The sequence below is a fragment of the Methylophilus sp. E2MeOHC9 genome (genome assembly GCF_058744375.1).
The window spans coordinates 2,182,007-2,208,084 of sequence record NZ_CP196024.1 but is presented as its reverse complement, the minus strand read 5'-3'; the positions used below and the strand labels follow the sequence as shown (position 1 = coordinate 2,208,084).

Genomic DNA, 26,078 nt, shown 5'->3' with positions numbered 1-26,078 from the left:
CAATGACAACGATATTTCCGCCGTAAACGGCGTAAAACCTCACTTTTTTTGTTAGGATGAGGGTTAGTCAAACGGACCTTGCCAGCATGACAGTCAAACTAGCCTCACCGAATCACGCGTATTCCCAGCACTTGCAACGCATACTTGATGCGACTCACCACGATCCTTTCCAGTTCCTGGGCGTACACCAGAATGAAGCTGACGGGTCATGGCTGGTGCGTGTGTTTCAGCCCAATGCCGAAAAACTCTGGGTTTATATCGATGCTGCCTGGCAAGCGATGGTGTTGGTCGATAGCCACGGTTTATTTGAATTCGCAACCAAGACAGCCTTGCCAACCCCTGTGCCACTACGCATACAACCACACGGGCAGACTGCATTTTACGAAACCAGCGATACCTATAGTTTTCCCAGCACCGTTTCCCAGGAAGAACTCTTCCTGTTTGGCGAAGGCAAACTGCTGGAGGCCTACAATACGCTAGGTGCTGTCCCCATGACGGTGCAAGGCGTAGCAGGTGTCAGATTCGCAGTGTGGGCACCGAGCGCCGAGCGCGTTAGTGTGGTAGGCAGTTTTAACCAGTGGGATGGTCGCGTCAATGCCATGCGTGTACTGGGTGATAGCGGTGTATGGGAGCTGTTTATCCCGCACCTGACTGAGCACGACTTATACAAATTCGAGATCCGCAACCGTCAGCACGGTTTCGTCGTCATTAAAGCCGATCCATATGGCAAGGCTTTCGAGCCCAGACCTGGCTCAGCCAACCGTATCTGCCAAAGCCGATACGAATGGCAGGACCAAAACTGGCTACAACAGCGCCAGAAACATGACTGGTTACATACACCATTCAACTGTTATGAAGTACACCTAGGCAGCTGGCAACGTGATGAAAATGGCCACTTCCTCAGCTATCGCGCCCTGGCAGATGCGCTTATCCCGCATTTAACCAACATGGGCTATACCCATATTGAATTGTTGCCGATCGCCGAGCATCCGTTGAATGAATCCTGGGGATACCAGGTCACCGGTTACTTTGCGCCTACACAACGCCATGGCAGCCCGGACGACCTGAAATATTTTATCGACCAGTGCCATGCCGCCAATATCGGCGTGATCCTAGACTGGGTGCCAGGACATTTCCCTAAAGATGACTGGGCGCTGGCACGCTTTGATGGCACCGCCCTGTATGAACACGCAGACCCCAGGCTGGGTGAACATACAGACTGGGGCACCTATATCTTCAATTACGGGCGCAATGAAGTACGCAACTTCCTGTTGAGTAATGCCTATTACTGGATCAAAGAATTCCATATTGATGGCTTGCGGGTCGATGCCGTGGCTTCCATGCTTTACCTGGATTATTCACGCAAGGAAGGTGAATGGCTGCCGAACGCGTATGGCGGACGTGAAAACCTGGAAGTGATCGAGTTTCTCAAGCAATTGAATATGATGGTCGGTGAACGCTTCCCAGGCGCGCTGGTCATCGCTGAAGAGTCCACTTCCTGGCCCGCAGTTTCGCGCCCGGTCTACGCTGGCGGCCTGGGTTTCAATATGAAATGGAACATGGGCTGGATGAATGATGTCCTTACCTACATGCAGCTCGATCCTATTTTTCGCCAGCATCATCATAACCGCCTGACATTTGGCCAGATGTATGCCTATTCAGAAAATTTCGTCCTGCCTTTCTCTCATGATGAAGTAGTGCATGGTAAAAAATCGCTGCTCGGCAAAATGCCTGGTGACAGCTGGCAGAAATTTGCCAATCTGCGCCTGGTATTGACCTTGCAGATGACGATCCCCGGCAAGAAACTGAATTTCATGGGCAACGAATTTGGCCAGTGGCGAGAATGGAATGTCAACCAAAGCCTGGACTGGCACTTACTGGAAGACAGCTATCCAGAACATGCCATGCACAGAGGCGTGCAATCGCTGGTCCGTGACTTGAATGCACTTTACAGGCAACGCCCGGCCCTGCATGCGCATGACTTTGATCAGCAAGGCTTTCAATGGATAGATTGCCAGGATGCTGGTCAATCGCTTCTGAGTTATATTAGGCGCGGCAATGACCATAGTTTTGTTATAATAGTACTGAATTTCACACCGGTACCACGCCACCAATATCGCCTGGGCGTGCCACAAGCTGGCGTCTACAAAGAAGTATTTAACAGTGATGCAACCTGTTATGGCGGTAGTAACGTAGGGAATGGTGATGGCTGTCACAGCGACCCCGTTCCGTGGATGGATCATCCTGACTCTATCAGTATAAACTTACCACCACTGGCAGGTGTCATACTTCAGTTACAATAACTGGATACACTGTAGTAAAGACATAGGAGCCTGCAAAAAAAGCAATAGAAATTGCGGTTTGCAGGCCCGATAAAACGCATTGACTTAACAATTTATTGACTTGAAAACTAAAGCAACAACATAACATGGCTAAATTAACGACGCACCCCAGCTGGCACGCGCTGAACCAGCATCAAAGTGATATCCGCAATGTTCAAATGCGTGATTTGTTTAAACAAGACGCAAAACGATTTGAAGAATTCAGTTTAAATGTAGATGACATTCTGCTGGACTATTCCAAGCACCGTATCACCAAAGAAACCTTATCCCTGCTTTTCCAGCTGGCACGTGACTCTAAAATAGAGACGTGGCGTGACCGCATGTTTTCCGGGGAAAAAATCAATATCACCGAAAACCGTGCCGTCCTGCATACCGCCCTGCGCAATCGCAGCAACACGCCGGTAGAAGTCGATGGCAAGAATGTGATGCCAGAGGTGAATGCCGTGCTGGCACATATGCGTACATTCACTGAACAGGTACGCAATGGCGAATGGACCGGCTACACCGGCAAACGCATTACCGATATCGTGAATATCGGTATTGGCGGTTCCGACCTTGGTCCGGTCATGGCTTGCGATGCACTCAAACCTTATGCCAGCCCCGATTTAAAAGCACATTTTGTCTCCAACATTGATGGCGCACACCTGGTGCGCGCGCTGGAACAATGCAATCCTGAAACCACGCTGTTCATCGTCGCTTCCAAAACCTTCACCACGCAGGAAACCATGACCAATGCGCTTTCTGCCCGCCGCTGGTTCCTGGATACGGCTAAAGATGAACACCACGTTGCCAAACATTTCGTCGCTTTATCGACCAATGCTAAAGCCGTGGAAGCCTTCGGTATTAACACTGACAACATGTTTGCTTTCTGGGACTGGGTAGGCGGACGCTACTCCCTGTGGTCTGCCATTGGCTTATCGATTGCATTGTATGTAGGCATGGACAACTTTGAACAGTTGCTGGCCGGTGGTCACGCCATGGATCAGCACTTCAAGGATGCGCCTCTTGAGCAAAACATGCCGGTGATCATGGCATTGCTGGGTATCTGGTATAACAACTTCTTCCATGTTGATACGCATGCGATTCTGCCTTACGACCAGGGCATGTCACGTTTTGCGGCTTACCTGCAACAGGCAGATATGGAAAGCAACGGTAAATTTATCTGCCGTGATGGCAGCCGTGTCAGCTATAAAACCGGCCCGGTCATCTGGGGCGAAGCTGGCACCAATGGCCAGCATGCGTTTTACCAGTTGATCCACCAGGGCACGCAAATGGTACCGGCTGACTTCCTGATGCCAGTGAAAAGCCATTACAAAGTCGGCAGCCCGGATGACCAGCACCACAAAATCTTGCTGGCCAACTTCCTGGCGCAAACCCAGGCATTGATGCTGGGCAAGACCCGTGAAGAAGCACGTGCTGAGCTGGCGCAACAGAACATCAGCGGTAAAGCGCTGGAAGACCTGTTACCGCACAAAGTATTTGAAGGTAACCGCCCGACCACTTCCATCATGTTTGAGCAGTTGACGCCCTTCACACTGGGTAAGCTGATTGCCTTGTATGAACACAAGATTTTTGTGCAAGGCATTATCTGGGACATCAACAGCTATGACCAATGGGGCGTGGAATACGGCAAACAAATCGCCAGCCAGATTCTGCCACTCTTGACCAATAACGATGCCGTGACCAGCTTTGATAGCTCAACCAATGGTTTAATCAACTACTCGAAGAAAAATTCGTAATAGTCTGATTTAAAAATAAAAAAGGCCTTTTAAAAGGCCTTTTTTATTGCTGAAAATCTTATTCAACCAACTGATTCTTGATCGCATAATGCGTAATATCTGCATTGTGCTTTAAATTCATTTTCTCAAGCAAGCGCGTCCGGTACATACTCACCGTCTTCACCGACAAGGCCAGTTTGTCAGCGATCTCACTCACCGACAAGCCCGAAGCAATCATACGCATGACCTGGAACTCGCGATCCGACAAAGATTCGTGTAGCGCAGCCGCATGTTCATTACCGACCTGCTCAGCCAGGATTTCAGCCACATTGGCGGTGATATATTTGCGGCCTTTTGCCAGGGTATGGATAGCGGTCAGCAGCTCCTCAGACGCCGTATGCTTGCATAAATAACCGGAGGCGCCCGAGCGTATGGAGCGCACGGCGTACTGGTCTTCCATATACATGGACAACATCAGCACATTCAGCGCCGCGTTTTCGCGCTTGATCAACTTGAGCGCTTCAATACCTGTTTTATCCGGCAGCGAAATATCCAGCAACATCACGTCCGCCTGGATCTCCCGCACACACTTCAGCGCCTGCGCAACATTTTCCGCTTCGCCAACCACATCGATATCGCCACTGGCGATGAGTATCTGCTTAATGCCAGAGCGAAGAATGGCGTGGTCATCAACGATGATGACTCTGATTTTTTTAGTATCCAAGCTGTTGCCTCACATTTGTCATGTTGCTGCTGCCCGCACAGGGGCCTGCACGCGGATCAGCGTGCCTGACCCTTGCGCAGGCGACTCAATATAGCATTCGCCGCCAAAAGCGGCTGCGCGTTCCTGCATGCCACGCAAGCCAAAAGAATTAGGTTTTATTTTATCAGCAGGCGCGATACCGATGCCATTATCGGCGATGGTCATACATAGTTCTTCTTCTACCTTATTCAGCTCTACCCTCACCTCATCTGCCTGTGCGTATTTGGCGATATTGGACAAGGCCTCCTGGCAAATGCGGAACAAGGCCATGGATTTGTCATGGTCACAGTCCAGTTCATCACAATTGGTGACAAACCTGGCTTTCAACCCCAATTGTTTCTTGAATTGATTGACCTGCCACTCCAACGCATCCACCAGGCCTAAATCCAGGATATTGGGCCGCAAGTTACCGGAAATACGATGCACGGAGTCAAACGTCTGGTTCACAATCGATTGCAGCATGGTCGCCTGTTCAATATCGACCGGCGCGCCTTGCTGAATTTTCTGGATAATAGTGGAAAGACCCAGTTTCATCGCTGTCATATTGCCGCCGAGATCATCATGGATCTCGCGCGCAATGCTGACGCGCTCCTGCTCTTTGACCTGGTTCAGGTGAGCAGTCAGTGCCTGCAGATCCTGCTTTGCCTGTTCGATCTCCTGCTTTTCCTGCTTGCTCTGGCTGATATTGAGCATGATGCCATCCCATTGCACTGCGCCCTGCCCCAGCGCCTGTATGGTGGCGCGGATGTTCACCCACTTCATGTCCTGCCAGTCGGCAATCCATATCTTGCCTTCCCAATCCAGCCGTTTATGTTGCCGGGCAGACTGCTGCAATTTATGCTTGAACTGGGTGGCGGACTTTTCTTCCATGGCATTGAATAAAGTCTGCGCATCTTTCAGCAATGCCGCAGGGGGAATGCCCAGCAACGCTTCACAGCCTTCGCTCAGGTAAGTGAATACGACTTGCGCATCGGCAGTCATATGTATTTGAAATACCAGGCCAGGAATGCTGGAAACAATGGCTGAAAATCTGCGCTCGCTTTCATGCAAGGCATCTTTGACGCTATCGACAGGAGAGTCAGTTGCAGGGCTGGTCACAGGGCACCTCAGGTTTGATGCCAATTAGCATACCATGACACCCTGTGGCTTGGGTATGCTTTATGGGAAATGCCAGCAGCCCATCATGCCTGATGGGCTGGATCGGGAAATAATGAAACCGGAACTACTTAAAAGAATTGAGTGAGGATGGGCTTTGCAGTAAATCCATCTCAGTCATCACGCGGTTTTTGCCACTCTTCTTGGCCAGGTACATGGCCTGGTCTGCGCGTAGCAGAATAGAGCTGACATCATCTTCAGTTTGAAACAACGCCACACCAGCACTGAAGGTGATGAGTAGTTTCTGGTTATTGCCGAGAAAATACTCTTTAGTCAGTGCGCGCTGCAAACGGCTCATGGTGGTGACCGCTTCATTGAGGCTGGTATTAGGCAGAATGACGACAAACTCTTCGCCGCCCATGCGTGTCACGATATCGGTCGGGCGCACAGTGCGCTTAACCACGCCCGCCAGATGTTTCAAGGCAGAATCGCCGGCCGCGTGCCCGTGCTGATCATTGAGTGATTTGAAATTATCAATATCCAGTAGCGCCACGCTCAGCATTTCACCGCTACGGCGATAACGGGCGATTTCAGTACTGAATGCATCGTCCATTCCACGCCGGTTCAGCACGCCTGTCAGCTGATCGATACGCACCACTTCACTGAGCTGACTGAGCTCTTCCTGCAACTTCAAGATCCGGACTTGTGTATCACTAGCCACTCGCTGCTGATTAAGCAAATCGTCGCGTGATCGCAGGATATCGGTTTGCATCACCGAGGTATCACGCATCAGGTGCGTGACCAGTTCATTGATTTTGATGAGGTCATCGGTTTGCGAGAGTTCCTGGGCATAGGTCTCAATCTTGCCACTATACAACTCGCTGGCTTCGCCCATATATTTCAGCTTATCAATAAATGAACTGATCAGCGTTTTAAAAGAGTTTCTCGCTTCGATCAGGCTATGTTTCAACAAGCCTTGTTTATACACCACTTCTTTCAGGCTTTTTTCTGCCTGCTTGAGTTTGGCACGGTCAAGCGGGCCACTGATGATTGATTGCACGGCATAGACCTGGCCACTTAACCAGCTATCTTCAGCCACCAGCTCGCCGATATTAGACAGCAGCAAATGCAGCAAATCAATAATGTCGCCACGTACATCATCCTCTTTCGCGCCTATCACTTCTACGCGCATCAATAAGGCTTTCAGTGATTTGGCCAGCGCTTCCCACTCTTTGACTTTTTTTGCGCGCTCGGTGCTTTCCTGCACAGCGATAGCTTCTACCTGTAAATCCGGATAGCCTTCGAGGCGCGGAATCAGCCCCAATTGCAAGGTCTGCTTGAGCAGGGTTTGCAAAATAGTGAATGCACCATGAAATTGCTGCACTTCGCTGGGTAATTCTTCTTTGGTCAATGGCTCTATCGCTACAGGCACAGTAACCGCACTGGTCGTCTCTTTTAAATCCGGGACAGCAATCCCTTCAACCCTGGCATCCGCCGGCAACCAGTTATTTGCCATGCCGATTAACTTGTCAGACAACGTATCGTCATTACCAAAATTTATCAGCACCCGCTCCAGCATCTCGCGCTTCCTGGCGAGGTCCATGCCGGTGCGTTTATCATCCCAGCCCTGCATCAGCGTGCGTATCGCTTTAGGCCATTTGGTAGAATGACTGAGTTGCTGCTGCATGGCTTCTTTCAGCAGATCACCCAGGCCTTGCCAGTTATCCTGTTTGAGGACTTTTTCCCAACGGTTCACCCAGTTGGTTTGTTCCATGGAATCATGTGGCAATTGCTTGAGTGCTTTGCGCAAGGCAGAGGTAGCATCCTCTTTGGCTGGCTTGCCGGAGACTTCCAGGTAAATCTGTGTGTAATTGTCCGGCGTAGGTTCCACACGGCGTACCGCCATCTGTTTGATGGTTTCGCGTGCAATTTCCGATGCAGTCATCGATGTTCCGTGGGTTGCCATAGTATTTTTACCGCACACATTTACTGAAAATAAAGCGTATTGTGCAATGCGCACTAGCGATTTGATGTGGTCATAAGAAGGCGGATTGCGTTTCATTTTTGAATTGTGCGGCGCGTGCTTTTCAACACGGGGTTTTCAAAAACACAGTCATGCACGCGCGGTTTTGCGTTACAATAGCGCCGGCGGGCCTCCCCGCATTGTAAGATAGCCAACCTGGTCAGATGCGGAAGCAAGCAGCCACAACTGTCAAGCAAGTGCCGGGGGTTGGGCTCGCCCCTTTCTGTATTGCCATCCAGCCAAATCCCTCATGCCTTTCCCTGAATCATTTAGTTGTCCGGATGTGCGCATAATCAGGCAATTTAGGCTAAAGTATTGGTTTGGCTTCATGATATTTAATCAATAGAGACCGTAATGTCTTACCAAGTGCTGGCGCGTAAATGGCGCCCAAAATCCTTTAGTAATCTGGTCGGGCAAGGCCATGTGGTGCAAGCGTTGAGTAACGCGCTCAGCCAGCAACGGTTACACCATGCTTACCTGTTTACCGGCACCCGTGGCGTCGGTAAAACCACGCTGTCACGCATCCTGGCCAAGTCACTGAACTGTGCCACCGGCATCACCGCCACCCCTTGTGGTGAATGCGATGCCTGCCGCGCCATTGATATTGGCCGCTATGTCGATTACGTCGAAATGGATGCCGCCTCTAACCGCGGCATCGCCGATATGGTCAGTTTGCTGGAGCAGGCGATTTATGCACCCTCTTCCGGCCGCTTCAAGGTCTACATGATCGATGAAGTGCATATGCTGACCAAAGAAGCCTTCAATGCCATGCTGAAAACGCTGGAAGAGCCGCCAGCGCACGTCAAATTCATCCTGGCGACCACTGACCCGCAAAAAGTGCCGGTGACGATTCTGTCGCGCTGCCTGCAGTTCAACTTACGCCAAATGGCAAGCAGCACGATTACTGCCCACCTGCAGGATATCCTGGGCCAGGAACAGATCACATTTGAAGCCCCGGCCCTGCAACTGATTGCGCGTGCCGCCAATGGCAGTATGCGTGACGCCTTATCACTGACCGACCAGGCGATCGCCTATGGCAACCAGTCTGTGCGTGAAACAGATGTGCGCAGCATGCTCGGGGCCATAGACCAGAGTTACCTGTACGAGTTATTGCGTGCCCTGATCAACAATGACGCCCCGGCCCTGCTCAACATTGCGCAGCAAATGGATTCGCGTAGCATCGGGTTTGAAAGCGCGCTGAAAGACCTGTCTGCATTACTGCACCTGCTGGCGATTGCCCAGCACAGCCCACAGGCCATTGCCGATGACCACCCGGAACGGCAAACCTTGTTGGACCTTTCAGCGCAACTGACTGCCGAGATGCTGCAACTGTATTACCAGATTTCTATCCTGGGGCACCGGGATATTGGCCTGGCGCCTGATGCCTACGCCGGTTTCACCATGACCTTATTACGCATGCTGGCGTTTAAAACAGATGCGATGGCACCGGCTTCAGCAGCGCCTGCAGGAAATACTGGCTCTAATGACAGCAATTCCCGCACTGGATCAGCCAGTGGTGGCGCACGTGCTGCGTTAGCACAAAGCCGTCAGACACTGAATGCAAGTCCAGCGCCTGTAGCTGAAGCACCCACACTGGTGGCCTCTGCCATTGCCGTTGAAACCACTATTGCAGTGGCGCCAACCGTCGTGATTGACCCGCCTGCCATTGCAGCGTCACAGATGTCTGAACCAGCATCTGCACAACCAGCCGAACTGAATGAACCGCCATCTGAAGCCGCATCGTTTCAATGGGATGGCAACTGGCGCAGCCTGGTCGAAAACCATTTAAGCAAACTGGGCCTGGTACGTGCCCTGGCGCAAAACTGTGAACTTGTCTCTTTTGATGCAGACAATATGGTGCTGCGTATCGGTGATGCGCACAAACACCTGGCCAGCACTAATTACGTAGACAAATTGAACAGCGCCCTCAATAGCTATTTTGGCCGCCGCATTAAACTGGATATCCAGGTCGGACAGGAAGCCAATACGCCTGCCAGGCAAATGGCCGTCGAAAGAGCAGAATTACAGGATCAAGCCAAAGACGCTATTCTGAGCGACCACTTTGTGCAAGGCCTGATGCAGGAAATGGGTGCGACCATCGTGCCCAACTCGATTAAACCTCTACATTAACCACATCAAACTTAGGAGCATACGATGATGAAAGGTGGCATGGGCAATATGATGAAACAGGCCCAGATGATGCAAGCCAATATGCAAAAGGCGCAAGCCGAACTGGCGACAACCGAAGTAAAAGGCATTGCCAGCAATGGCTTGGTCAAAGTGACCATGACCTGTAGCAACGATGTCAAACGTATCCAGATTGACGACTCAGTCATGGATGATAAGGAAACACTGGAAGACCTGATCCTGATCGCGCTTAAAGATGGCAAAGCCAAGGCTGAAGCCACCTCGTCTGCCAAGATGAGTGGCATGATGCCTGCCGGTTTCAAACTACCTTTCTAAGCGGAAAATAGTCGCTTGAACTCTCCGGCAGTCCTGGAACAACTGATCAACGCCCTGCGCTGCCTGCCTGGCGTTGGGCCTAAATCTTCCACCCGCATGGCTTACCACCTGTTGCAGCGTGACCGCGAAGGCGCACAGCGCCTCGCTGCAAGCTTGCAGCAGGCGCTGGACAAACTCGCCCATTGCGACTACTGCAACAACTTCAGTGAGCATACTGTGTGTAGCCTGTGTCTGGATAACCACAGGGACAAATCTGCGCTGTGTGTGATTGAAATGCCAACTGACCTGATGATGCTGGAAAATACACGCAGCTACCAGGGCCAGTATTTTGTATTGATGGGAAAACTCTCCCCCATGGATGGCATAGGCCCTAAAGATATCCACCTGGATAAGCTGCTTAAACGTGCGCAGGACAGCCTGGTGGAAGAAGTCATATTAGCGACCAATTTCACTTCTGAAGGTGAAGCCACTGCTCATTACATCGGGCAAATGCTGAAATCCAGGGGGATTAAAGTCAGCCGTATAGCACGCGGATTGCCTATGGGCGGAGAAATTGAATACGTGGATAGCGGAACGTTGTCTACAGCACTGCTTGAGCGAAAAATAGTGACCTGAATCTTAACAACCCGAATCTGCCCCCACTTTTCTATCGGCAGATTCAAGTCATAAGCGTTGAGCCGGTCAAAGGTCAACTAATTCCTACACGGATTTAAGCTTTTACCTATAAAGCTAAATCACTGGATTTCTTATAGTGAAATTTGAGGCATATTCACTTCCAATAAGGAGTCATCATAATGAAATCAATCAAATTACAAATTTCAATCGTCAGCCTAGCATTAGCCGGGCTTTTGCAGTGTTCATTTGTATGGGCCGGAGCGGCGGCGGCTCCTAGTACTGGCAATCCAGGCGGTTCTACCGGCGCAGGCGCGACTAGTCCTACCGGCGCAGGTGCGACTAATGGTACTGTAGGCAATGGTGCGCTCACAGATGGTGTTTCACCTAATGGTGCGACACCAGGCCCAACAGGCAATCCAAGCCCAACAACACCTGTAAGACCCATTGTTAACCCTCCTACCCAACCAGCTACATCCACAGGGCAGGATGTGCGTGAACCTTCAAATCCTGCACGTAAACGTTAACCCCGCCAGCAGAGACACAAGGGCAGGAACCAATTTAGAACAGTACACAAAAAATACAGCCGGTACTGAATAATTCCTGCCATGCAGTTGATGGACAGCCTGTGACAGGCAGCAATCGATGTGCTTCAGGTGCAACACCAAATGCACGTTAAAGCTATTACAAATAATAAAGCCAGGAGTTCTTCTGGCTTTGTATTTTGATACAGCTGGTTTGTATTCAAATGTTTACTATATCCTCGTGTATCAAACCTCCTTATGATAGGTCCTTCTTGTGATAATGACTGACTGATTCGGCATTTAACAAACACAAAAATACCGCCAGGATTTTTTTCCTGGCGGTATTTTTTTTCCAAGTATCTAGCGTGTATTTGGTGTTGCAGATGAAACACACTGACTACCCGATACCGTTTGGCCGTCTATGGTAGTACAGGTGTTGTTTGAGGCTGGAGGTACGGTTGCTGTATTGTTACTTCTCGCCCTGGTATCTCTGTTAACCGGATCCACCTGATTCATGTCTTTGCGCAATGGGGCAGGCCTGTTCTGATCTTGTCCCGCAGGCGCAGCTGGTCGGTTAGGATCGACAGTTGGCCTGTTTGCCGGTGCTGCTGCGCCGCCAGTTGCGCCATTAGGCACGGCAACACCGTTAGCGCCTGCGTTTCCACCCACGCCTACGCCTGCAGCACCATTAACGCCAGCGCCAACGCCCACACCAGCAGCACCAGCGTTACCGCCAGCACCCGCTCCAACACCAGCCGCACCGGCATTACCGCCAGCACCGGCACCCACTCCTGCAGCGCCACCGGCCCAAGCCGTTGAAAGCTGCAATGACCCCAGCAACAATACGCTCACGAAAGGTAAAGATAATTTTGTTAGTTTCATCACCGCTCCTTGTTTATTTATGATTAATCTTCACTAAATAAAGCCAGTTCCTTTATTCTGGTTCAACCTATTCTGGGCTTAACCACGGAAAACAAGTGGATCGATATTTAGTTAAGAAGATGATGTTTAATATAAGGAGTTACAGCCATGTCAGTTATAGGCTATTGCTTAAAACATTGTAGGAATCGGTCGACCGCAGAAATATGTGACTAAAAGCTGTTCAGGCTGGTAAGTATGCAAGTAAGAGTGTTCAGGTGACGATGTTACACGAGCAGTGCAGTGGAGAGTATGCGACTATCTGAATACTTGCTGAACACTAGCTCGCGCCGCCAACTAGTAGGCCACGTGCGATTACTTATTATTAATAGTGGTCGATAAAAATCAGTTCTCCAGGAGATAATTCAATTGAGGAATGATTACTCATAACCAATATCCCGGAGATTTTCTTCTACTTGCTCTTTTGCAAGGCCATAACGTTCCTGTAGTTTACCTATCAAGTAATCTGTATCACCATGTGATTGCTGAATTTCATCGTCTGTCAGCCTGCCCCATTTGGCTTTTATTCTGCCAGCCAACTGTTTCCAGTTATCTTTTGCAATGTCTTCACTCATGCAACTCTCCTTTTAAACGCAGTTGAAAATATTATTGTTTTAATCTACCTGCGCTTTTATAGGATTTTGCTTATTCACATGTAGGATTTTTTAGCTGAAAAGTGAGTTGATTTGAAACTATTTCGCTCTAAAAGCAATGCGTTTTATAGATTGAATCAGCACTCGACTATACACCGGCTGTTCATGGCAAACCATTTATCAGGCAGAGTTTACTAAGTCAGTACTCTTAATAAAAACCGGTCATTGTCGTTATAAAATTAAGACGCCTCATTCTAATCATAAAGGCGCCATATAGTCTGCTCACTTATAAAAAGCAAGGTCGTATTAAATGGAATTATTTCTGCATACTTTTGACGCCAACAACCACGCTAATTCAGATAATCCACTTTTTCCAGGAATCAATACTTCATCATTTAGCTATAGTTCAGAAACTGAACTCCTGCATATTTTGGACGAGGTGATTGCGACCGAGGCTGCACGCACACTGCGAGATACCTGGGCGCTGGTTACGCCAGACAATAAGGCCATGAGCCCGATGGAGGCTCTGCAGGCAACGATGCCGTTCAATACCTTTTATGCGCGACACAAATATCCATGGCTGCTTTCCGATCTGACACCTCATGTGCAAATGCATTATCAGCCGATTGTAGATTTTAACCAAAGCGGAAAAGTGTTTGGCTTTGAGGCTTTATGTAGGCTGAAAACACCCGAGGGTACATGGCTGAATGGCATGGAAGCCTTTGCGCTGGCAGCAGAAGTGAAACGTACATACGAACTGGATCTGGCTTGCCAGCAACTGGCTTTGATTGGCAAATCCCAATCCATCTCTGCCGAGAAGCCGATCTTTATTAATGTGCTGCCGCAAACCATTATGAGCCCTGGCTGGCTGGACTTTATTTTAAAGATCCTCAATCAGCAGGCAATTGATAAACGTGACGTTGTGATTGAAATTGTAGAGAGTGAAAAAACCGACCCCGAAGTACTGGCTCGTTATTGTGACGAAATCCGCAGGCATGGCCTGCGAATCGCGTTAGACGACATGGGGTCTGGTTTTAACGGTCTACGCATTCTGGCTGAGGTACGTGCAGATTTCATCAAAATAGATAGAGCGATTGTGCATGAGGCGCAAGGCAGCCGTGTGCGGACAGTGTTACTCGAAGCCATTATTTCTATGGCCCAGCGCCTGGGATGCACCATTATTGCGGAAGGATTAGAGCGCGTAGAAGATATCACCTATTGCCAAGATTTAGGCTTGCATTATGCGCAGGGCTATTATTTTGCCTATCCGCAAAGCACACCTAGTGACCAGGTGACCCCGCTACCAGCACGGGATGAATCACACCGCTCACATGTGCCTGATGATTTTCACATTGGTGAGTACATCAGCCACGGCCTGACGATTGATGTGAGCAGTTCACTGGCCGAGGCAAGGCATTTATTCAATGCCCATGCCGATATTGCCAACGCTGTGGTGCTTGATGGACAGAAACCTCTAGGGGTATTGAGACGCGGCAAGGTTTTTTCCAAGAAACAAACTGGTTTGGGGGCTTGCTGTGACCCATTACCCAAGGTCATTAACCATATGTGGCCTTCTTCTGTACTTGCTCGCATCTTTTACTTGGAACGGGGCAATATAGACATCTGGATTACCGTGAATGACGAAGGTGGCTATATGGGCGTTTTGCAGCCCATGGAAATCATGGCCCAATTAATCAGCCGCAAAGCATCCAGCGGCAATCTGCATCCACTTAGCCACCTGACCACTGGTCCAACGCTTAGACAAACGCTGGATAATAGCCTGCGTAATAACACCAACACACAGCTGATCTATATTGATCTGGATCATTTTAAGGCCTACAACGACCGCTACGGCTTTATCCGTGGCGATGCAATGATCCGCTTGCTATCCGAAATCATCCGTCAGGAATACCAGGATAAATCCGGCGTCATGGTAGGGCATATCGGCGGCGATGATTTTGTGCTGATCTATGATCACAACGCCCCTGCCCTCAATGACACGTTGCTACATATTATTAGCCAGTTTCAGGCTTTGGCGGTGCATCTCTACGATGCAAGTGATCTTGAGCGGGGATTCTTTACTACCGAAGACGGTAAAGATCACCCGGTGGCCAGTGTATCTATTGCTGTGGTCAATGGTAAACAAGGTAGTCTGGAAAACAGCGCGGTAGCGGCGGAACGTGCCGCCCACCTTAAAAAAATCGGTAAAGCCAATATTGGCAGTATTGTAGTTGTCGAAGATACGCCACCTCAAACCATTTTGCCTACAAAAGAGTTTTACTCAGGATGGCAACAGAAAGCACTGTCGGCATTGCAATCACTGTTGAATACGCACCGCTCAACGGGTTCGCATGACCTGGACAGTTGCTTTGCCGAATTCCCTTACTTTGAAGTGATCTTTGAATTAGAAGCTAACGGCATCCAGCGCTATGCCAACTGGATAAATCCGAATATGTATGGAAAAATCAAGGCAGGCGGTGCAGGCATAGACCGAAGTCAGCAAGCCTATTATCAACGCGTGACAGAAACAAATGTGCCTTATATTTCAAGTATTTACCTGTCTACCGCCACAGAAGATTTTTGCCTGACTGTCTCTTTGCCAATCCTGGGTGACGACGGCCAGCTAGTCAGTATATTAGTAGCGGATATTAATATTGCAGCGATGGCAGTACTTAGCAGTACAAGAAATTAAACACCAAGCTATATGGCTATGTACTGATATTGATTACAAATAGGAAAGCAAGTCTTGCGGTTGCTGGATATAGCCGTCAGCGCCCCATTCCTGCGGCTTATCTGTTTCTGAAAGGTAACCAAACAAGGCAACCAGTGTGGTCATACCTGCGGCGTTACCAGCCTGCACATCGCGCTCGGCATCGCCCAGGTAAAGGGTGTTTGCCGGGTTTAACTGCATGCGTTCGCAGGCGAGTAATAGTGTTTGTGGCGAAGGCTTGGGTTCTGGCGCATCATCTCCGCTGATCACAGCACCTGCGCGTTCTGCCAAGCCTAAGGCTTCTACAATCGGCGTGGTAAAACGGCGCGGTTTATTGGTCACTATCCCCCATTGCAAGCCTTGCTCTTCTATGGCCGTCAGGGTTTCAGCCATTCCTGGAAATAACACCGGCTGCCGTGTCAGCACCTCGGTATATAAATCCAGGTATTCTGTACGCATCTCGTTAAACGTTAGATCCTCGGGACTTAGGCCAAAACCGATGTCCAACAATCCTTTAGACCCATGCGAGGCATAAGGGCGCATGGCTGCATCCGGCAGAAATGGCAGACCATGGCGCTGCCGCTGCAAATTGAGCGCGTAACCCAGGTCGGCTGCGGTATCGACCAAGGTCCCATCCAAGTCAAATAATACGGCCTGCATCAATTGTCCTTGATGGCATGTAGCATGTAATTCACGCTGGTATCCACCGTCAGGCTGTATTGCTTGTTGAGCGGATTGTATGTCAGGCCTGTCTGATGTTGCAGCTCCAGACCGGACTGGCGTAACCAGGCTGCCAGCTCCGAGGGTTTGATAAACTTGCTGTAGTCATGCGTGCCTTTTGGCAGCAGGTTCAAGATATATTCGGCGCCTACAACTGCCATTAGATAAGCTTTGGCATTGCGGTTGAGCGTTGAAAAGAACAGGTGGCCGCCCGGTTTGACCAGCGCAGCACAGGCGCGGACAACGCTGGCTGGATCCGGCACGTGTTCCAGCATTTCCATGCAGGTCACCACGTCAAACGATTGCGGCTTTTCTTCGGCCAATGTTTCGACCGCCACACAGCGGCATTCGATTGCTACACCTGCTTCCAGTGCATGCAACTGTGCGACTTGCAGGGATTTATCAGCCAGATCAATGCCTGTCACCTGCGCACCACGAAGGGCCATGGACTCACTTAAAATCCCGCCGCCGCAACCTACATCCAGCACTTGCTTGCCATGAAGGCTGGCGCGACCATCAATATAATCCAGACGCAAAGGGTTTAGCTGATGCAAGGGTTTGAACACGCCTTGCGGATCCCACCACTGATGCGCCAGTTCAGCAAATTTATTCACTTCAGCCGCTTCTACGTTTGCCATCATGACTCCTTTTTTACTTTTCTCAAGATTGCGATGACTGTATTTTCAGTTGCCATTGCAATGCGATTGACCTTAATTCTTCTGCTTCCATGCCTGCAAAAACAGCCTGGCCCTCATCGCTGCGCTGATAGCGCAGACGGCCTGCAACCCAGGTATGGGTGACCTGCTCACGCCCAGCAACATACACCAGGTTTGAAATTGGGTCATAACTAGGCAAGCTATTGAGATCATCCAGCCTGACAGCGATGAGGTCTGCCTGCTTGCCGACTTCTATACTGCCGATCTGGTCTTGCAATCCCAATGCGCGTGCACCGTTGATGGTGGCCATTTCCAGTGCCGTATAGGCGGGAATTGATTCTGCATTATCATCGACGACTTTTGCCAGTAAGGCAGCTGTGCGCATTTCCTGCCACAGATCCAGCCGGTTATTGCTGGCCGCGCCATCAGTACCCAAACCTACGTTCAACCCTGCGCGTAACGCGGCAGCGACCGGGGCAATGCCGCTCGATAACTTCAAATTAGAGCATGGGCAATGAGCGATATGCGCGCCTTGTGTGGCAAGCAGCTCTAACTCACTTTGTTCAAGATGTACGCCGTGTGCGCAGACTGTGCTTGGGCCAAGCACGCCGAGTGCCAGTAATCTATCTAATGGTCTGACACCAAACTGTTCTAGGCTTTGCTGGATCTCGGCCCGCGTTTCGTGCAAGTGAGTATGAATACCCAAATTTAACTGTTCTGCCAGCGTACTGATTTGTTCAAATGTTGCATTACTGACTGTGTAAGGCGCATGCGGTGCAAAAGAAAAACTGATGTCCGTATCAGACTTATACTGATCCCTCACTTCAGTGCCTAAACGGATATATTCATTGGCAGTGGTGGCGTAATTGGTAGGGAATTCCATAATCACCAGGCCTATGTGTGCACGCATGCCACTGCGTTTAACCGCTTCTATAGTCGCCTGGGGAAAGAAATACATGTCGTTAAAAGTGGTCACACCGCCACTCAACATTTCAGCGCACGCCAGCAAGCTGCCGTCATGCACAAAAGACTTTGACACCCATTGCCGCTCTGCCGGCCAGATATGCTCATTGAGCCAGGGCATCAATGCATGATCATCCGCATACCCTCGCAGCAGATTCATGCTGCTGTGCGCATGCAGATTAATGAATCCTGGCAACAATGCATGGCGGGAACAATCCACAACAGGCCAATGGCTAGCCCATTCCGGAATCTCGTTTTTAGGAACGAGAGCTACAATCTTTCCGGCATCCACTAATACGGCATGTTGCTCCAGAGTGGCCTGTTTGCCATCCATGGGTATTACCCAACGTGGCTTGATAATAAATTGAGAGTCACTCATGTTTGAATTATAACCGAGGCAAGTAGCTGCTGTACTCGCTGCCAGCGACAGACGTAAAAAAAGCCACGCATTTGCGTGGCTTTTTAGTAAGACTAAGTGCTAATTACTGGCAACCAAGTTGCTTGGTACCTTCAGCACGAATCTCAACGCGACGGTTAGGTTGCAAGCAAGAGATCAGTTTCTTGGATACTTTTTTACCTTCGCACTGTACAACTGGCTCAGATTTACCTTTACCTTCGGAAGTGATGATACCGCCATCAATACCTTGAGCGATCAGGTAATCAGATACTTGTTTAGCACGACGCTCAGACAACTTCTGGTTGTAAGCATCTGTACCGATACGGTCAGTATGACCAGTTACAATCACAGCAGTGATTTCCGGGTTAGCCTTGATCTTGGCTGCGGTTTCTTCCAGAACTTTACGGCCTTCTTCACGGAGGTTAGCTTTATCAAAGCCAAACAGTTTTTCAGCACTCACTGTCACTACTTCATTTTGTGGTTTGCAAGTAGGTGCTGGCGCTGGTGCAACTGGAGCTGGTGCTGGCTCAGCAGCGGCTACTGGTGCCGGTGCTGGCGCTGGAGTTGGCTCTTCAACAACTGGTGCCGGTGCGCCGAAACGGAAGATACCGCCAAGGTTTACCAGTGTGTTGCCGATAGTGCCTGAATCAGAACCATTTAAAGCGCCATTTGCACTGAATTTTGCACGGCTCCACTGATGACGTACATCAGCTTGAATACCGAATTTGTCGTTAAACAGGTATTGCGCACCCAGGCCTACGTTAGCTAACCATGATGTTTTTTTACCATCAAAGTCAGTACCTGGCAAAGAGTAATCTACATCGTTACGTGCTGCGCCAAGACCTGCTAACAGGAATGGACGGAATTTTTCGCGGCTGAATACATATAATGCATCCAGACCCAAAGCTGTTTGCTTGTATTTACCACTTGCACCAGCAATGCCGGTATCTTCATCAGAACGGGTGTAGCCCAGACGACCCTGGATATCCCAGTGCTCGCTCAACTCTTTACCCAATGACAGAAAACCACCACGACCATTGTCAGCATCAAGATCATTGTCTGTGTTGATGTATGTTGCACCTGGCACAACGTACCATGCGCCACGGTACATATCTTCAGCTTGCGCAACTTGCGACGCTAATACAAATGCAGAAGCAATTGCCAAGCTTAAAAAATTCTTTTTCATTCATTGACTCCTTATTATTAGGCTTTAATAGCCACATCTTTGAAAAGACTTACAAGTTGAACTATACGCAAAGGCCAACCTGGACGCAACCCTCACCAGCATGCGAATCAAGTATTTATTGGCTTTGAGGCAATATTCAACAAAATTCCGACACTTTTGCCGTGACCAGATGTAATTTTTCTTTAATCAACGGTTGTTCTCTACGCTGATTCAGGCATAAACCGCTTCTGAAGCCCAGATAATCAGGGGATAAATCTGCCAGGGTATCAAAGTGTTCCAGCTTTAAACCGCCTGCCAGGCCGACATATAGCCCCAATGATTTTGCCGAACTGACAAAAAAATCCAGCGACGCCAAGCTGATCAATGTGGTTAAAGGACTGGATTTTTGAATGGTGTCTACCATGACTCCCCAATAAGCGGCACTTGCCAGCGCATGTAAAAGCTTATCTACGGTGTCTTTTTCTGAAAAATGATCTGCTGATAGCACGGCAATGAGTTTAATCTGCCGGTTAAGAAACCTTTTTATCACTGATGCATACGCCGCGTCCGCCCAAATGGTTTGTGGGAGTTTAATGACGTTCACACCTATATCTACCCTGGACTGAATCAACTCGGCGAGCACATCGGCTGACGGGCAATCATCGCCTATGGTGGCACTGACAATAATGTCAGCTTGCGGGTGTTGCTGGCGGTAAAGGTTGACCTCTTCTATGATAGTTTCAGACATGGCAAGGTCTAGTGCCGCCAGCGCGCCATACGACGTTTCTTTCAGGTCTATCAGCCGCACGTCGGCTGCCAATGCCATTTGTGCTTCCGGAACTGAACTGACACTCACTAACACTTGCATATGGTTCAAGCCTGTTGCATGCCGCTCTGGCGTGCCAGATGGTTATTGACGCAATCGACCAGCCACTGCCAGGCTTCCAGCTCACGTTCCCCGGCCGTTTTGTCGATGGCAATTTGCAGGTATTGCATCTCCTGCGTGATTTTTTCGACTGGCAGCATATGCAGGCGACTCACTAAAACGGCCAGCTCGATCACCGCTGCTTGCGCGCGATTGAAGCCCATAAAAGGGCCATGCAAGGCACTTTCGACCACAGTCATCGATAGCCTGGGACGCACTTCATCCTCTTCGACCTGGTCGAGCTTTAATACATGATGGGTCAGGCAATCCTGCAGCCGTACACAGCCAGTGGCAACCGACAAGGTTGCAAACTGTGTTTTCTTTGCAATGGCCGCCGCAAAAACGCGCACATCATCCGTCAGGTTTAACACGGCATGCCCGGTCTCAAGAATATTCTGCAACGTAGTGGATGGCTTGTAAGGCGAGATAATCACTTTGCCATCAAACCATTGCACGCCGAATGGCGCAATATGCGCTTCGCCCTGGGCAGAACAAGTGGTGACGATTGTTTCGTAAATCATTTTATCGCTTCGTAAATCATATCAAGTGTTTCAAAACCATGACGAATCATTCTGCGTCTGGCGTCGGGCCTGGATCAGGGTTAGCGCGCGTATTTTCCAAACGTTCTTTAATCGAGGCTTCGCGATGCGCGATTTTTGCCTGTTTGTTTTGCTGGATGGAAGCGACGCCCCACTCCAGCATTTCGTCTTGTACATAGCGTTTTTTTAACTGCCAGGCGATTTGCGCGCGGGCCAGCTCAACTCCCAGGTAAAACGCATGCGAAGCATCATTCTGCAGATTCAACCCGGCGTAAAAACTGAAAGGGTCGGTGCCATGCTGGATGCCGTCCCGATTATAAACATGCACGCCCTCCTCACTGACCATGATCCTGAAGCTCGGGTCTTTAATCTGGCTGGCCCAATCCATGATCTCTTCTGTGCTATAGGGGAATGGCTTGCGGTCATGCAGGCCGAGCAACCCGCTGGAATAACCACGCGGCAATCGCTTGTCCTGGCTGGCGCGGTACATGACGCGCCTGGCGATGTCGGCTTCAGCAATCGCTTCGGAAGCATGCGGGCTGACAGAAGTCGCCAGCACGGCATTGATATTCAACTCACTGATGACGCCAAACAAAAGCGCATTCACACCGGTGGTATCGGCATCGGTGAGTTCGGTCAGGTTACCCACGCCCATCATCATCTCTATATCCGGGTAACGCTTGCGCAATTTATGATAGCGCACGATAGAGTCTGTCAGGCCAAAATGAATCGGGTCCAGGATAGGGTCTGCAATAAAACGCCGCCCGCGTTGCAGGCAATGCTCGATCGCCCGCGTCAAACTGGCGACATTGGTCGGCTTGGCCGGGATCAGGATAGGCGTAGACTCGACTTCATCGGCGATCCACAAATTATGCTCATGCAAGCTCAGCAGATAATCAGCGCCGGCTTTACCTGCGGCCAGCAAGTCTTCGTCACGCATGGAATCCACACTGACCTGAAAGCCTTCTGTTTTCAGCGCGTTGATAGCTGCTGGCATATGTGCAAATGACTTACCTGGCAAGCAACCGAGGTCAATCACATCGGCGCCCTGTTGCTGAAAGTGCCCAGCTTTGGCTACGATCTGTTCCACGCTCAAATCTGGCGCATCTACAATTTCAGCAAAAATCGTCACGCTATGGCGCGTCAGGTCTGGCGCCTTGCCTTTTTGTCCGAAATATTGAGGCAGATCTTTCAAGTCTTTGGGTCCACGTTCTACCGGCACTCCCCATTGCGCCACTAAAGGTTCGAGGTCTCCCTGGCACAGGCCAGGTAAAATCACTTTGTCGATATTTTCGACTTTAGGCACACGGCGCGCAATTAAAGATGGGGTCATTAATGCGGCCACCGACACCCCTATGTGTTTCACTTCATATTCAAACGGAGATTGTTTGCTATCTGCAAGGATAGACGCTAACACTTGATGCAGACTGTGTTCTGCCAGTTTTCCGGTGAGGAACAGCAGTTTTGCCATCACGCCTACTCAGCCAGGTGATCAGCTACCTGTACACCTGCGTGCAGATACAAGTCATGATGCGTCGCCAGCCGTTGCATGATGTTAGATTGCAAGTCAGCCATATTTTCCACCACAGCAGTGTCAGCGAACAACTTCAATTTCGCTACATTCTCCAGGTCAATCTGGCGTGGATAGACTTTGACTACATTATCGCGCGGCGCCTCAGACTCGAGTTCTGGCGCGGTATCACAGGCAAACACGACACTATGCACACGCGTTTTACCTGCCTGGGCAAATAAATTGGTGACTAGGCTATCCGAAAAACCGTAAGCCATTTTGGCAATGGTATTGGAAGTCGCCGGCGAAATCACCAGAGTGTGATACACGCCTTCGTAAAAGCGCTCCACCGGGATGCTGCTGGCCGTTTTGTCCTGGTAGACTTTATGGCCAGTGGCATCTAACTGGGCCTGAAAGCCATATTGCTTGATGATCTCGGCAGCGGCGCGACTGAGGTAAATATCCACATCCTGCAAAGTCTGCAGGATATCAAGCGACTCCCGCAGGTAATGGCCGGAACCGGTAATTGCCCAAGCCAATCGCTGTGCGTGCATCACTGAAATCTCTTAATCAGGCAAACGGATGTTGCAAGACGATGGTTTCATCGCGCTCTGGGCCGGTAGAAACGATCGCGATCGGCACGCCACACAAGGCTTCAAGGCGTTTGAGGTAATGCTGGGCATTTTTTGGCAGGCCTTCCCAGGTTTTAACGCCAAAGGTCGTTTCTGTCCAGCCAGGCACGGTTTCATAGATCGGTTCGCAACGCGCGACATCATCGGCACCAACAGGCAACATATCAACCACTTTGCCATCGAGTTTGTAGCCAGTACAAATATCCAGCGACTCAATACCGTCCAGCACATCCAGTTTGGTGATGCACAAGCCAGTCAGGCCATTGATGCGCGCCGAACGGCGTAAAGCTGCCGCATCAAACCAGCCACAACGGCGTTTGCGACGTGTCACAGTGCCGATTTCCTGGCCTACGGTAGACATCTGGTAACCTGGCACGCCTTCGGTTTCGATATCCAGTTCACTTGGGAACGGGCCGCCGCCAACACGAGTGGTGTAGGCTTTGGTGATACCCAGAACATAATGCAGCATATTGGCGCCCACACCTGTGCCGGCAGAAGCCTGGCCAGCGATACAGTTGCTGGAAGTCACATACGGATAAGTACCGTGGTCAATATCCAGTAATGTACCTTGTGCGCCTTCAAACAACAGGTGCTCACCACGTGCATTGGCTTCATACAAAGCAGCAGAAACATCCGCCACCATGGGCTTCAGCACGGCAGCATGCGCCATGCTGGCGTCATATTGTTGCTGGAAATCCACTGCCGTTGCGCCCAGGTACTGGGTGAGTACAAAATTATGATAATCCATCACTTCACGCAGCTTTTCAGCAAACCGCTCAGGATGGAACAGGTCATACACACGCAAAGCACGGCGTGCGACTTTGTCTTCGTAAGCCGGGCCTATGCCTTTACCGGTGGTGCCTATCTTTTTCTCGGCACTACGTTTGGCTTCACGCGCCAGATCGACCGCCACGTGATGCGATAAAATCAGCGGGCAACCAGGGCTGACCTTTAAACGGCTTTTCACATCCAGGCCGCCCTGCTCCAGCGAGGCAATCTCATGTAGCAAATGTGTGGTGTCCAGCACTACGCCGTTACCGATATAGCAATTCACGCCATCACGCACAATGCCGGATGGCACCAGATTCAGCTTGTATACTTTTTGCGCAGCACCCTGGCCGACGACCAATGTATGGCCTGCATTATGACCACCCTGAAAACGGACCACGCCCTGGGCGTGATCGGTCAGCCAGTCAACGATTTTACCTTTACCTTCGTCGCCCCACTGGGTACCAATAACAACGACGTTTTTTGCTTGCCTAGATTGTGTCATGTTCAATAATTATCTTGTCTAAAACGAAAATGGGTTGCCAATTTAAAATGGCTTTAAACCGCAACGACCTGCCAGCGACCATCGACTTTTTCCAAAGTACGGTCACATGCCAACTCAGAATAATCCAGTAGTGCATCCGGTAATGCTTCCACCACGATCTGGCCTTGGGCACGCAAGGCGTTTACCACCCCTGCCAACTCTGCATCACTGGAGACAGGTGCAAGAATGCCTTTATTCAAGGTGGCTGGCCCTAATGCCTGCAAAGCACCGCGTAAGTCCAGGCTAAACCCGGTGGCTGGCCGCGCACGGCCAAAAGCGGCGCCGACTTCATCGTAACGCCCGCCTAAGGCGATAGGCCCGGCATATTCTTTGGCATATGCGGCAAAGACCATACCGTTATGGTAGTGGTAGCCACGTAGCTCACTGAGGTCTATGGTCACTGTGACTTCGTCGCTACTCAATGCAGCCGCCACCGCTGCCATTTCATGCAGGGCCTGCTCAATTTCAGGGGAATCTGGCAGCACATCACGCGCCTGCTCCAGCACTTCTATCCCACCACTTAACTGGGTCAGTGCAACAAAGGCTTTACGCGATTTCTCAGACAGGTTGGTGATCAGCTCCTGCACGCGCGAAACATCTTTAGCCTGCAAGGCGATCTGCAATTCACGTTCTTGCTGTGTACCTAACTGCGCCATATGCGACAAGCTGGCAAAAATAGCCACATGGCTAAGATCCACAAACAGCGTGCGCATACCTAATAGCTGCAAAGCCTTGACCATCAAGCGCTGCACTTCGATATCGCTTTCAATACCGGCATGGCCGTAGATCTCGGCACCCAGTTGTAGCGGCTCACGCGTACGTGCTAGGCCATCAGGCTTGGTACGCAACACGGTTCCGGCGTAACACAGGCGCGAAACACCCTGATGGTTCAGCATATGCGCATCAATACGCGCCGCTTGCGGTGTCGTATCTGCGCGCAAACCCATCAGGCGGCCGGTTAATTGATCCACCACTTTAAAAGTAGCAATGTCCAGATCATGGCCGGTGCCGGTTAACAAAGACTCGACATATTCCATCATGGGTGGCATCACATATTGATAGCCATGCACGCGGAATAAATCCAGGATCTGACGACGGTAGGATTCGAGACGCGCCGCCTCAGCCGGCAACACATCTTCAATATATTCGGGAAGTAACCAATTATGCATGCCGTTATTATACCTGCAAACCCCTGCCTTAGACATGGCTTTAGCAATGGGAATGGCTTGTGATGGCCTGAGCAGACCACAAAAAAGGCACGCTAAATTAGCGTGCCTTTGAAATATCCAGCAGAGTGATTAGCGATTAAGCCACAAAATAAGCAGGCCTATCGAGGCTGAAAGAAAACCGACAAAACGAATCTGTCCGTCCCGCAGTTGCAGCAGTTTTTCAAAAGTTTGCCGCCATGACTGCGTAAACAGCAATGGCATCAACCCTTCAATCAACAATACGCCACCAATCAGCCACCACCAGTTCATACAATCATCTAAGGGCTGGA

At 50.2% G+C, this 26,078-nt stretch carries 23 protein-coding genes and 1 other RNA gene; 8 read left to right on the top strand and 16 right to left on the bottom strand.

The annotated features are described in order from the left end of the window. The first annotated feature begins 86 nt into the window (after positions 1–86). Entirely contained in the window at positions 87–2,303 is a 2,217-nt protein-coding gene (glgB, locus tag ACSSVF_RS10720) for a 1,4-alpha-glucan branching protein GlgB (protein ID WP_492403463.1), read from the top strand. A 125-nt stretch (positions 2,304–2,428) separates the two neighbouring features. Further along, positions 2,429–4,081, top strand: coding sequence for a glucose-6-phosphate isomerase (gene pgi / locus ACSSVF_RS10715; RefSeq protein WP_442586567.1), 1,653 nt, complete (start codon positions 2,429–2,431; stop codon positions 4,079–4,081). Positions 4,082–4,139: 58 nt separating this feature from the next. Here pgi and ACSSVF_RS10710 read toward each other — a convergent pair whose 3' ends face one another. The 3 genes from ACSSVF_RS10710 to ACSSVF_RS10700 all read right to left on the bottom strand — a co-directional run bounded on the left by ACSSVF_RS10710 (position 4,140) and on the right by ACSSVF_RS10700 (position 7,863). Next, a complete protein-coding gene (locus tag ACSSVF_RS10710; protein WP_442586568.1) occupies positions 4,140–4,784 on the bottom strand; it encodes a response regulator in 645 nt (214 codons plus the stop codon). A gap of 18 nt (positions 4,785–4,802) precedes the next feature. After that, complete coding sequence (locus ACSSVF_RS10705; protein ID WP_442586569.1) at positions 4,803–5,921, bottom strand: PAS domain-containing sensor histidine kinase; 1,119 nt, start codon at positions 5,919–5,921, stop codon at positions 4,803–4,805. Between the two features lie 124 nt (positions 5,922–6,045). Beyond that, positions 6,046–7,863 (bottom strand): GGDEF domain-containing protein, encoded by a 1,818-nt coding sequence (locus ACSSVF_RS10700; RefSeq protein WP_492403460.1) that lies wholly within the window; start codon positions 7,861–7,863, stop codon positions 6,046–6,048. A gap of 202 nt (positions 7,864–8,065) precedes the next feature. Between ACSSVF_RS10700 and ffs the strand changes: the two genes are divergently transcribed. From ffs to ACSSVF_RS10675, 5 genes are all read left to right on the top strand, one after another. After that, an RNA gene (gene ffs / locus ACSSVF_RS10695) (signal recognition particle sRNA small type) lies at positions 8,066–8,162 on the top strand. Positions 8,163–8,295: 133 nt separating this feature from the next. Beyond that, positions 8,296–10,071 carry a DNA polymerase III subunit gamma/tau gene (dnaX, locus tag ACSSVF_RS10690; protein WP_492403458.1) on the top strand — a complete coding sequence of 592 codons (1,776 nt, stop codon included), beginning with the start codon at positions 8,296–8,298 and terminating at the stop codon, positions 10,069–10,071. A 24-nt stretch (positions 10,072–10,095) separates the two neighbouring features. Beyond that, positions 10,096–10,404 carry a YbaB/EbfC family nucleoid-associated protein gene (locus ACSSVF_RS10685; RefSeq protein WP_492403456.1) on the top strand — a complete coding sequence of 103 codons (309 nt, stop codon included), beginning with the start codon at positions 10,096–10,098 and terminating at the stop codon, positions 10,402–10,404. 15 nt (positions 10,405–10,419) lie between these two features. After that, entirely contained in the window at positions 10,420–11,019 is a 600-nt protein-coding gene (recR, locus tag ACSSVF_RS10680; protein ID WP_492403454.1) for a recombination mediator RecR, read from the top strand. A gap of 179 nt (positions 11,020–11,198) precedes the next feature. After that, a complete protein-coding gene (locus ACSSVF_RS10675; RefSeq protein ID WP_492403453.1) occupies positions 11,199–11,543 on the top strand; it encodes a hypothetical protein in 345 nt (114 codons plus the stop codon). 357 nt (positions 11,544–11,900) lie between these two features. Here ACSSVF_RS10675 and ACSSVF_RS10670 read toward each other — a convergent pair whose 3' ends face one another. Together ACSSVF_RS10670 and ACSSVF_RS10665 are read right to left on the bottom strand one after the other, a co-directional pair. Further along, positions 11,901–12,422, bottom strand: coding sequence for a hypothetical protein (locus tag ACSSVF_RS10670; protein ID WP_492403452.1), 522 nt, complete (start codon positions 12,420–12,422; stop codon positions 11,901–11,903). 416 nt (positions 12,423–12,838) lie between these two features. Then, entirely contained in the window at positions 12,839–13,033 is a 195-nt protein-coding gene (locus tag ACSSVF_RS10665) for a CsbD family protein (RefSeq protein ID WP_492403450.1), read from the bottom strand. 328 nt (positions 13,034–13,361) lie between these two features. Here ACSSVF_RS10665 and ACSSVF_RS10660 point away from each other — a divergent pair, with 328 nt between their 5' ends. Next, complete coding sequence (locus ACSSVF_RS10660; protein ID WP_492403448.1) at positions 13,362–15,743, top strand: EAL domain-containing protein; 2,382 nt, start codon at positions 13,362–13,364, stop codon at positions 15,741–15,743. Between the two features lie 33 nt (positions 15,744–15,776). Here the strand turns inward: ACSSVF_RS10660 and ACSSVF_RS10655 are convergent, their stop codons facing one another. The 11 genes from ACSSVF_RS10655 to ACSSVF_RS10605 all read right to left on the bottom strand — a co-directional run bounded on the left by ACSSVF_RS10655 (position 15,777) and on the right by ACSSVF_RS10605 (position 26,058). Next, positions 15,777–16,421 (bottom strand): HAD family hydrolase, encoded by a 645-nt coding sequence (locus ACSSVF_RS10655; RefSeq protein ID WP_492403447.1) that lies wholly within the window; start codon positions 16,419–16,421, stop codon positions 15,777–15,779. Next, the gene (gene ubiG, locus ACSSVF_RS10650) at positions 16,421–17,119 is read right to left on the bottom strand and encodes a bifunctional 2-polyprenyl-6-hydroxyphenol methylase/3-demethylubiquinol 3-O-methyltransferase UbiG (protein WP_492406347.1); all 699 of its coding nucleotides are present in this window, start codon (positions 17,117–17,119) and stop codon (positions 16,421–16,423) included. The genes ACSSVF_RS10655 and ubiG overlap by 1 nt, the downstream gene beginning before the upstream one ends. 22 nt (positions 17,120–17,141) lie before the next feature. Continuing rightward, entirely contained in the window at positions 17,142–18,479 is a 1,338-nt protein-coding gene (locus tag ACSSVF_RS10645; protein WP_492403446.1) for a TRZ/ATZ family hydrolase, read from the bottom strand. A 103-nt stretch (positions 18,480–18,582) separates the two neighbouring features. Then, positions 18,583–19,683: an OmpA family protein gene (locus ACSSVF_RS10640; protein ID WP_442586578.1), complete on the bottom strand. Its 1,101-nt coding sequence runs from the start codon at positions 19,681–19,683 to the stop codon at positions 18,583–18,585. Positions 19,684–19,819: 136 nt separating this feature from the next. Then, complete coding sequence (locus ACSSVF_RS10635; protein WP_492403445.1) at positions 19,820–20,530, bottom strand: (5-formylfuran-3-yl)methyl phosphate synthase; 711 nt, start codon at positions 20,528–20,530, stop codon at positions 19,820–19,822. Positions 20,531–20,535: 5 nt separating this feature from the next. Beyond that, positions 20,536–21,108 (bottom strand): DUF447 domain-containing protein, encoded by a 573-nt coding sequence (locus ACSSVF_RS10630; protein WP_492403443.1) that lies wholly within the window; start codon positions 21,106–21,108, stop codon positions 20,536–20,538. A 46-nt stretch (positions 21,109–21,154) separates the two neighbouring features. Continuing rightward, entirely contained in the window at positions 21,155–22,597 is a 1,443-nt protein-coding gene (locus ACSSVF_RS10625) for a DUF6513 domain-containing protein (protein WP_492403441.1), read from the bottom strand. A 5-nt stretch (positions 22,598–22,602) separates the two neighbouring features. Next, the gene (locus ACSSVF_RS10620) at positions 22,603–23,190 is read right to left on the bottom strand and encodes a flavoprotein (protein ID WP_492403439.1); all 588 of its coding nucleotides are present in this window, start codon (positions 23,188–23,190) and stop codon (positions 22,603–22,605) included. A gap of 16 nt (positions 23,191–23,206) precedes the next feature. Continuing rightward, a complete protein-coding gene (locus ACSSVF_RS10615; RefSeq protein ID WP_492403438.1) occupies positions 23,207–24,541 on the bottom strand; it encodes an adenylosuccinate synthase in 1,335 nt (444 codons plus the stop codon). Positions 24,542–24,594: 53 nt separating this feature from the next. Then, positions 24,595–25,749, bottom strand: a complete 1,155-nt coding sequence (locus ACSSVF_RS10610) for an ATP phosphoribosyltransferase regulatory subunit (RefSeq protein WP_492403436.1) — start codon at positions 25,747–25,749, stop codon at positions 24,595–24,597. A gap of 129 nt (positions 25,750–25,878) precedes the next feature. Further along, a complete protein-coding gene (locus tag ACSSVF_RS10605) occupies positions 25,879–26,058 on the bottom strand; it encodes a DUF2065 domain-containing protein (RefSeq protein WP_492403435.1) in 180 nt (59 codons plus the stop codon). Between the last annotated feature and the right edge of the window lie 20 nt (positions 26,059–26,078).

Bases quoted from the DNA above. Each gene is read 5' to 3' on its own strand.
- glgB (WP_492403463.1), top strand. From the start codon at position 87: ATGACAGTCAAACTAGCCTCACCGAATCACGCGTATTCCCAGCACTTG.
- pgi (WP_442586567.1), top strand. From the start codon at position 2,429: ATGGCTAAATTAACGACGCACCCCAGCTGGCACGCGCTGAACCAGCAT.
- ACSSVF_RS10700 (WP_492403460.1), bottom strand. From the start codon at position 7,863: ATGACTGCATCGGAAATTGCACGCGAAACCATCAAACAGATGGCGGTA.
- dnaX (WP_492403458.1), top strand. From the start codon at position 8,296: ATGTCTTACCAAGTGCTGGCGCGTAAATGGCGCCCAAAATCCTTTAGT.
- ACSSVF_RS10685 (WP_492403456.1), top strand. From the start codon at position 10,096: ATGATGAAAGGTGGCATGGGCAATATGATGAAACAGGCCCAGATGATG.
- ACSSVF_RS10675 (WP_492403453.1), top strand. From the start codon at position 11,199: ATGAAATCAATCAAATTACAAATTTCAATCGTCAGCCTAGCATTAGCC.
- ACSSVF_RS10670 (WP_492403452.1), bottom strand. From the start codon at position 12,422: ATGAAACTAACAAAATTATCTTTACCTTTCGTGAGCGTATTGTTGCTG.
- ACSSVF_RS10665 (WP_492403450.1), bottom strand. From the start codon at position 13,033: ATGAGTGAAGACATTGCAAAAGATAACTGGAAACAGTTGGCTGGCAGA.
- ACSSVF_RS10660 (WP_492403448.1), top strand. From the start codon at position 13,362: ATGGAATTATTTCTGCATACTTTTGACGCCAACAACCACGCTAATTCA.
- ACSSVF_RS10655 (WP_492403447.1), bottom strand. From the start codon at position 16,421: ATGCAGGCCGTATTATTTGACTTGGATGGGACCTTGGTCGATACCGCA.
- ubiG (WP_492406347.1), bottom strand. From the start codon at position 17,119: ATGGCAAACGTAGAAGCGGCTGAAGTGAATAAATTTGCTGAACTGGCG.
- ACSSVF_RS10645 (WP_492403446.1), bottom strand. From the start codon at position 18,479: ATGAGTGACTCTCAATTTATTATCAAGCCACGTTGGGTAATACCCATG.
- ACSSVF_RS10640 (WP_442586578.1), bottom strand. From the start codon at position 19,683: ATGAAAAAGAATTTTTTAAGCTTGGCAATTGCTTCTGCATTTGTATTA.
- ACSSVF_RS10635 (WP_492403445.1), bottom strand. From the start codon at position 20,530: ATGCAAGTGTTAGTGAGTGTCAGTTCAGTTCCGGAAGCACAAATGGCA.
- ACSSVF_RS10630 (WP_492403443.1), bottom strand. From the start codon at position 21,108: ATGATTTACGAAACAATCGTCACCACTTGTTCTGCCCAGGGCGAAGCG.
- ACSSVF_RS10625 (WP_492403441.1), bottom strand. From the start codon at position 22,597: ATGGCAAAACTGCTGTTCCTCACCGGAAAACTGGCAGAACACAGTCTG.
- ACSSVF_RS10620 (WP_492403439.1), bottom strand. From the start codon at position 23,190: ATGCACGCACAGCGATTGGCTTGGGCAATTACCGGTTCCGGCCATTAC.
- ACSSVF_RS10615 (WP_492403438.1), bottom strand. From the start codon at position 24,541: ATGACACAATCTAGGCAAGCAAAAAACGTCGTTGTTATTGGTACCCAG.
- ACSSVF_RS10610 (WP_492403436.1), bottom strand. From the start codon at position 25,749: ATGCATAATTGGTTACTTCCCGAATATATTGAAGATGTGTTGCCGGCT.
- ACSSVF_RS10605 (WP_492403435.1), bottom strand. From the start codon at position 26,058: ATGAACTGGTGGTGGCTGATTGGTGGCGTATTGTTGATTGAAGGGTTG.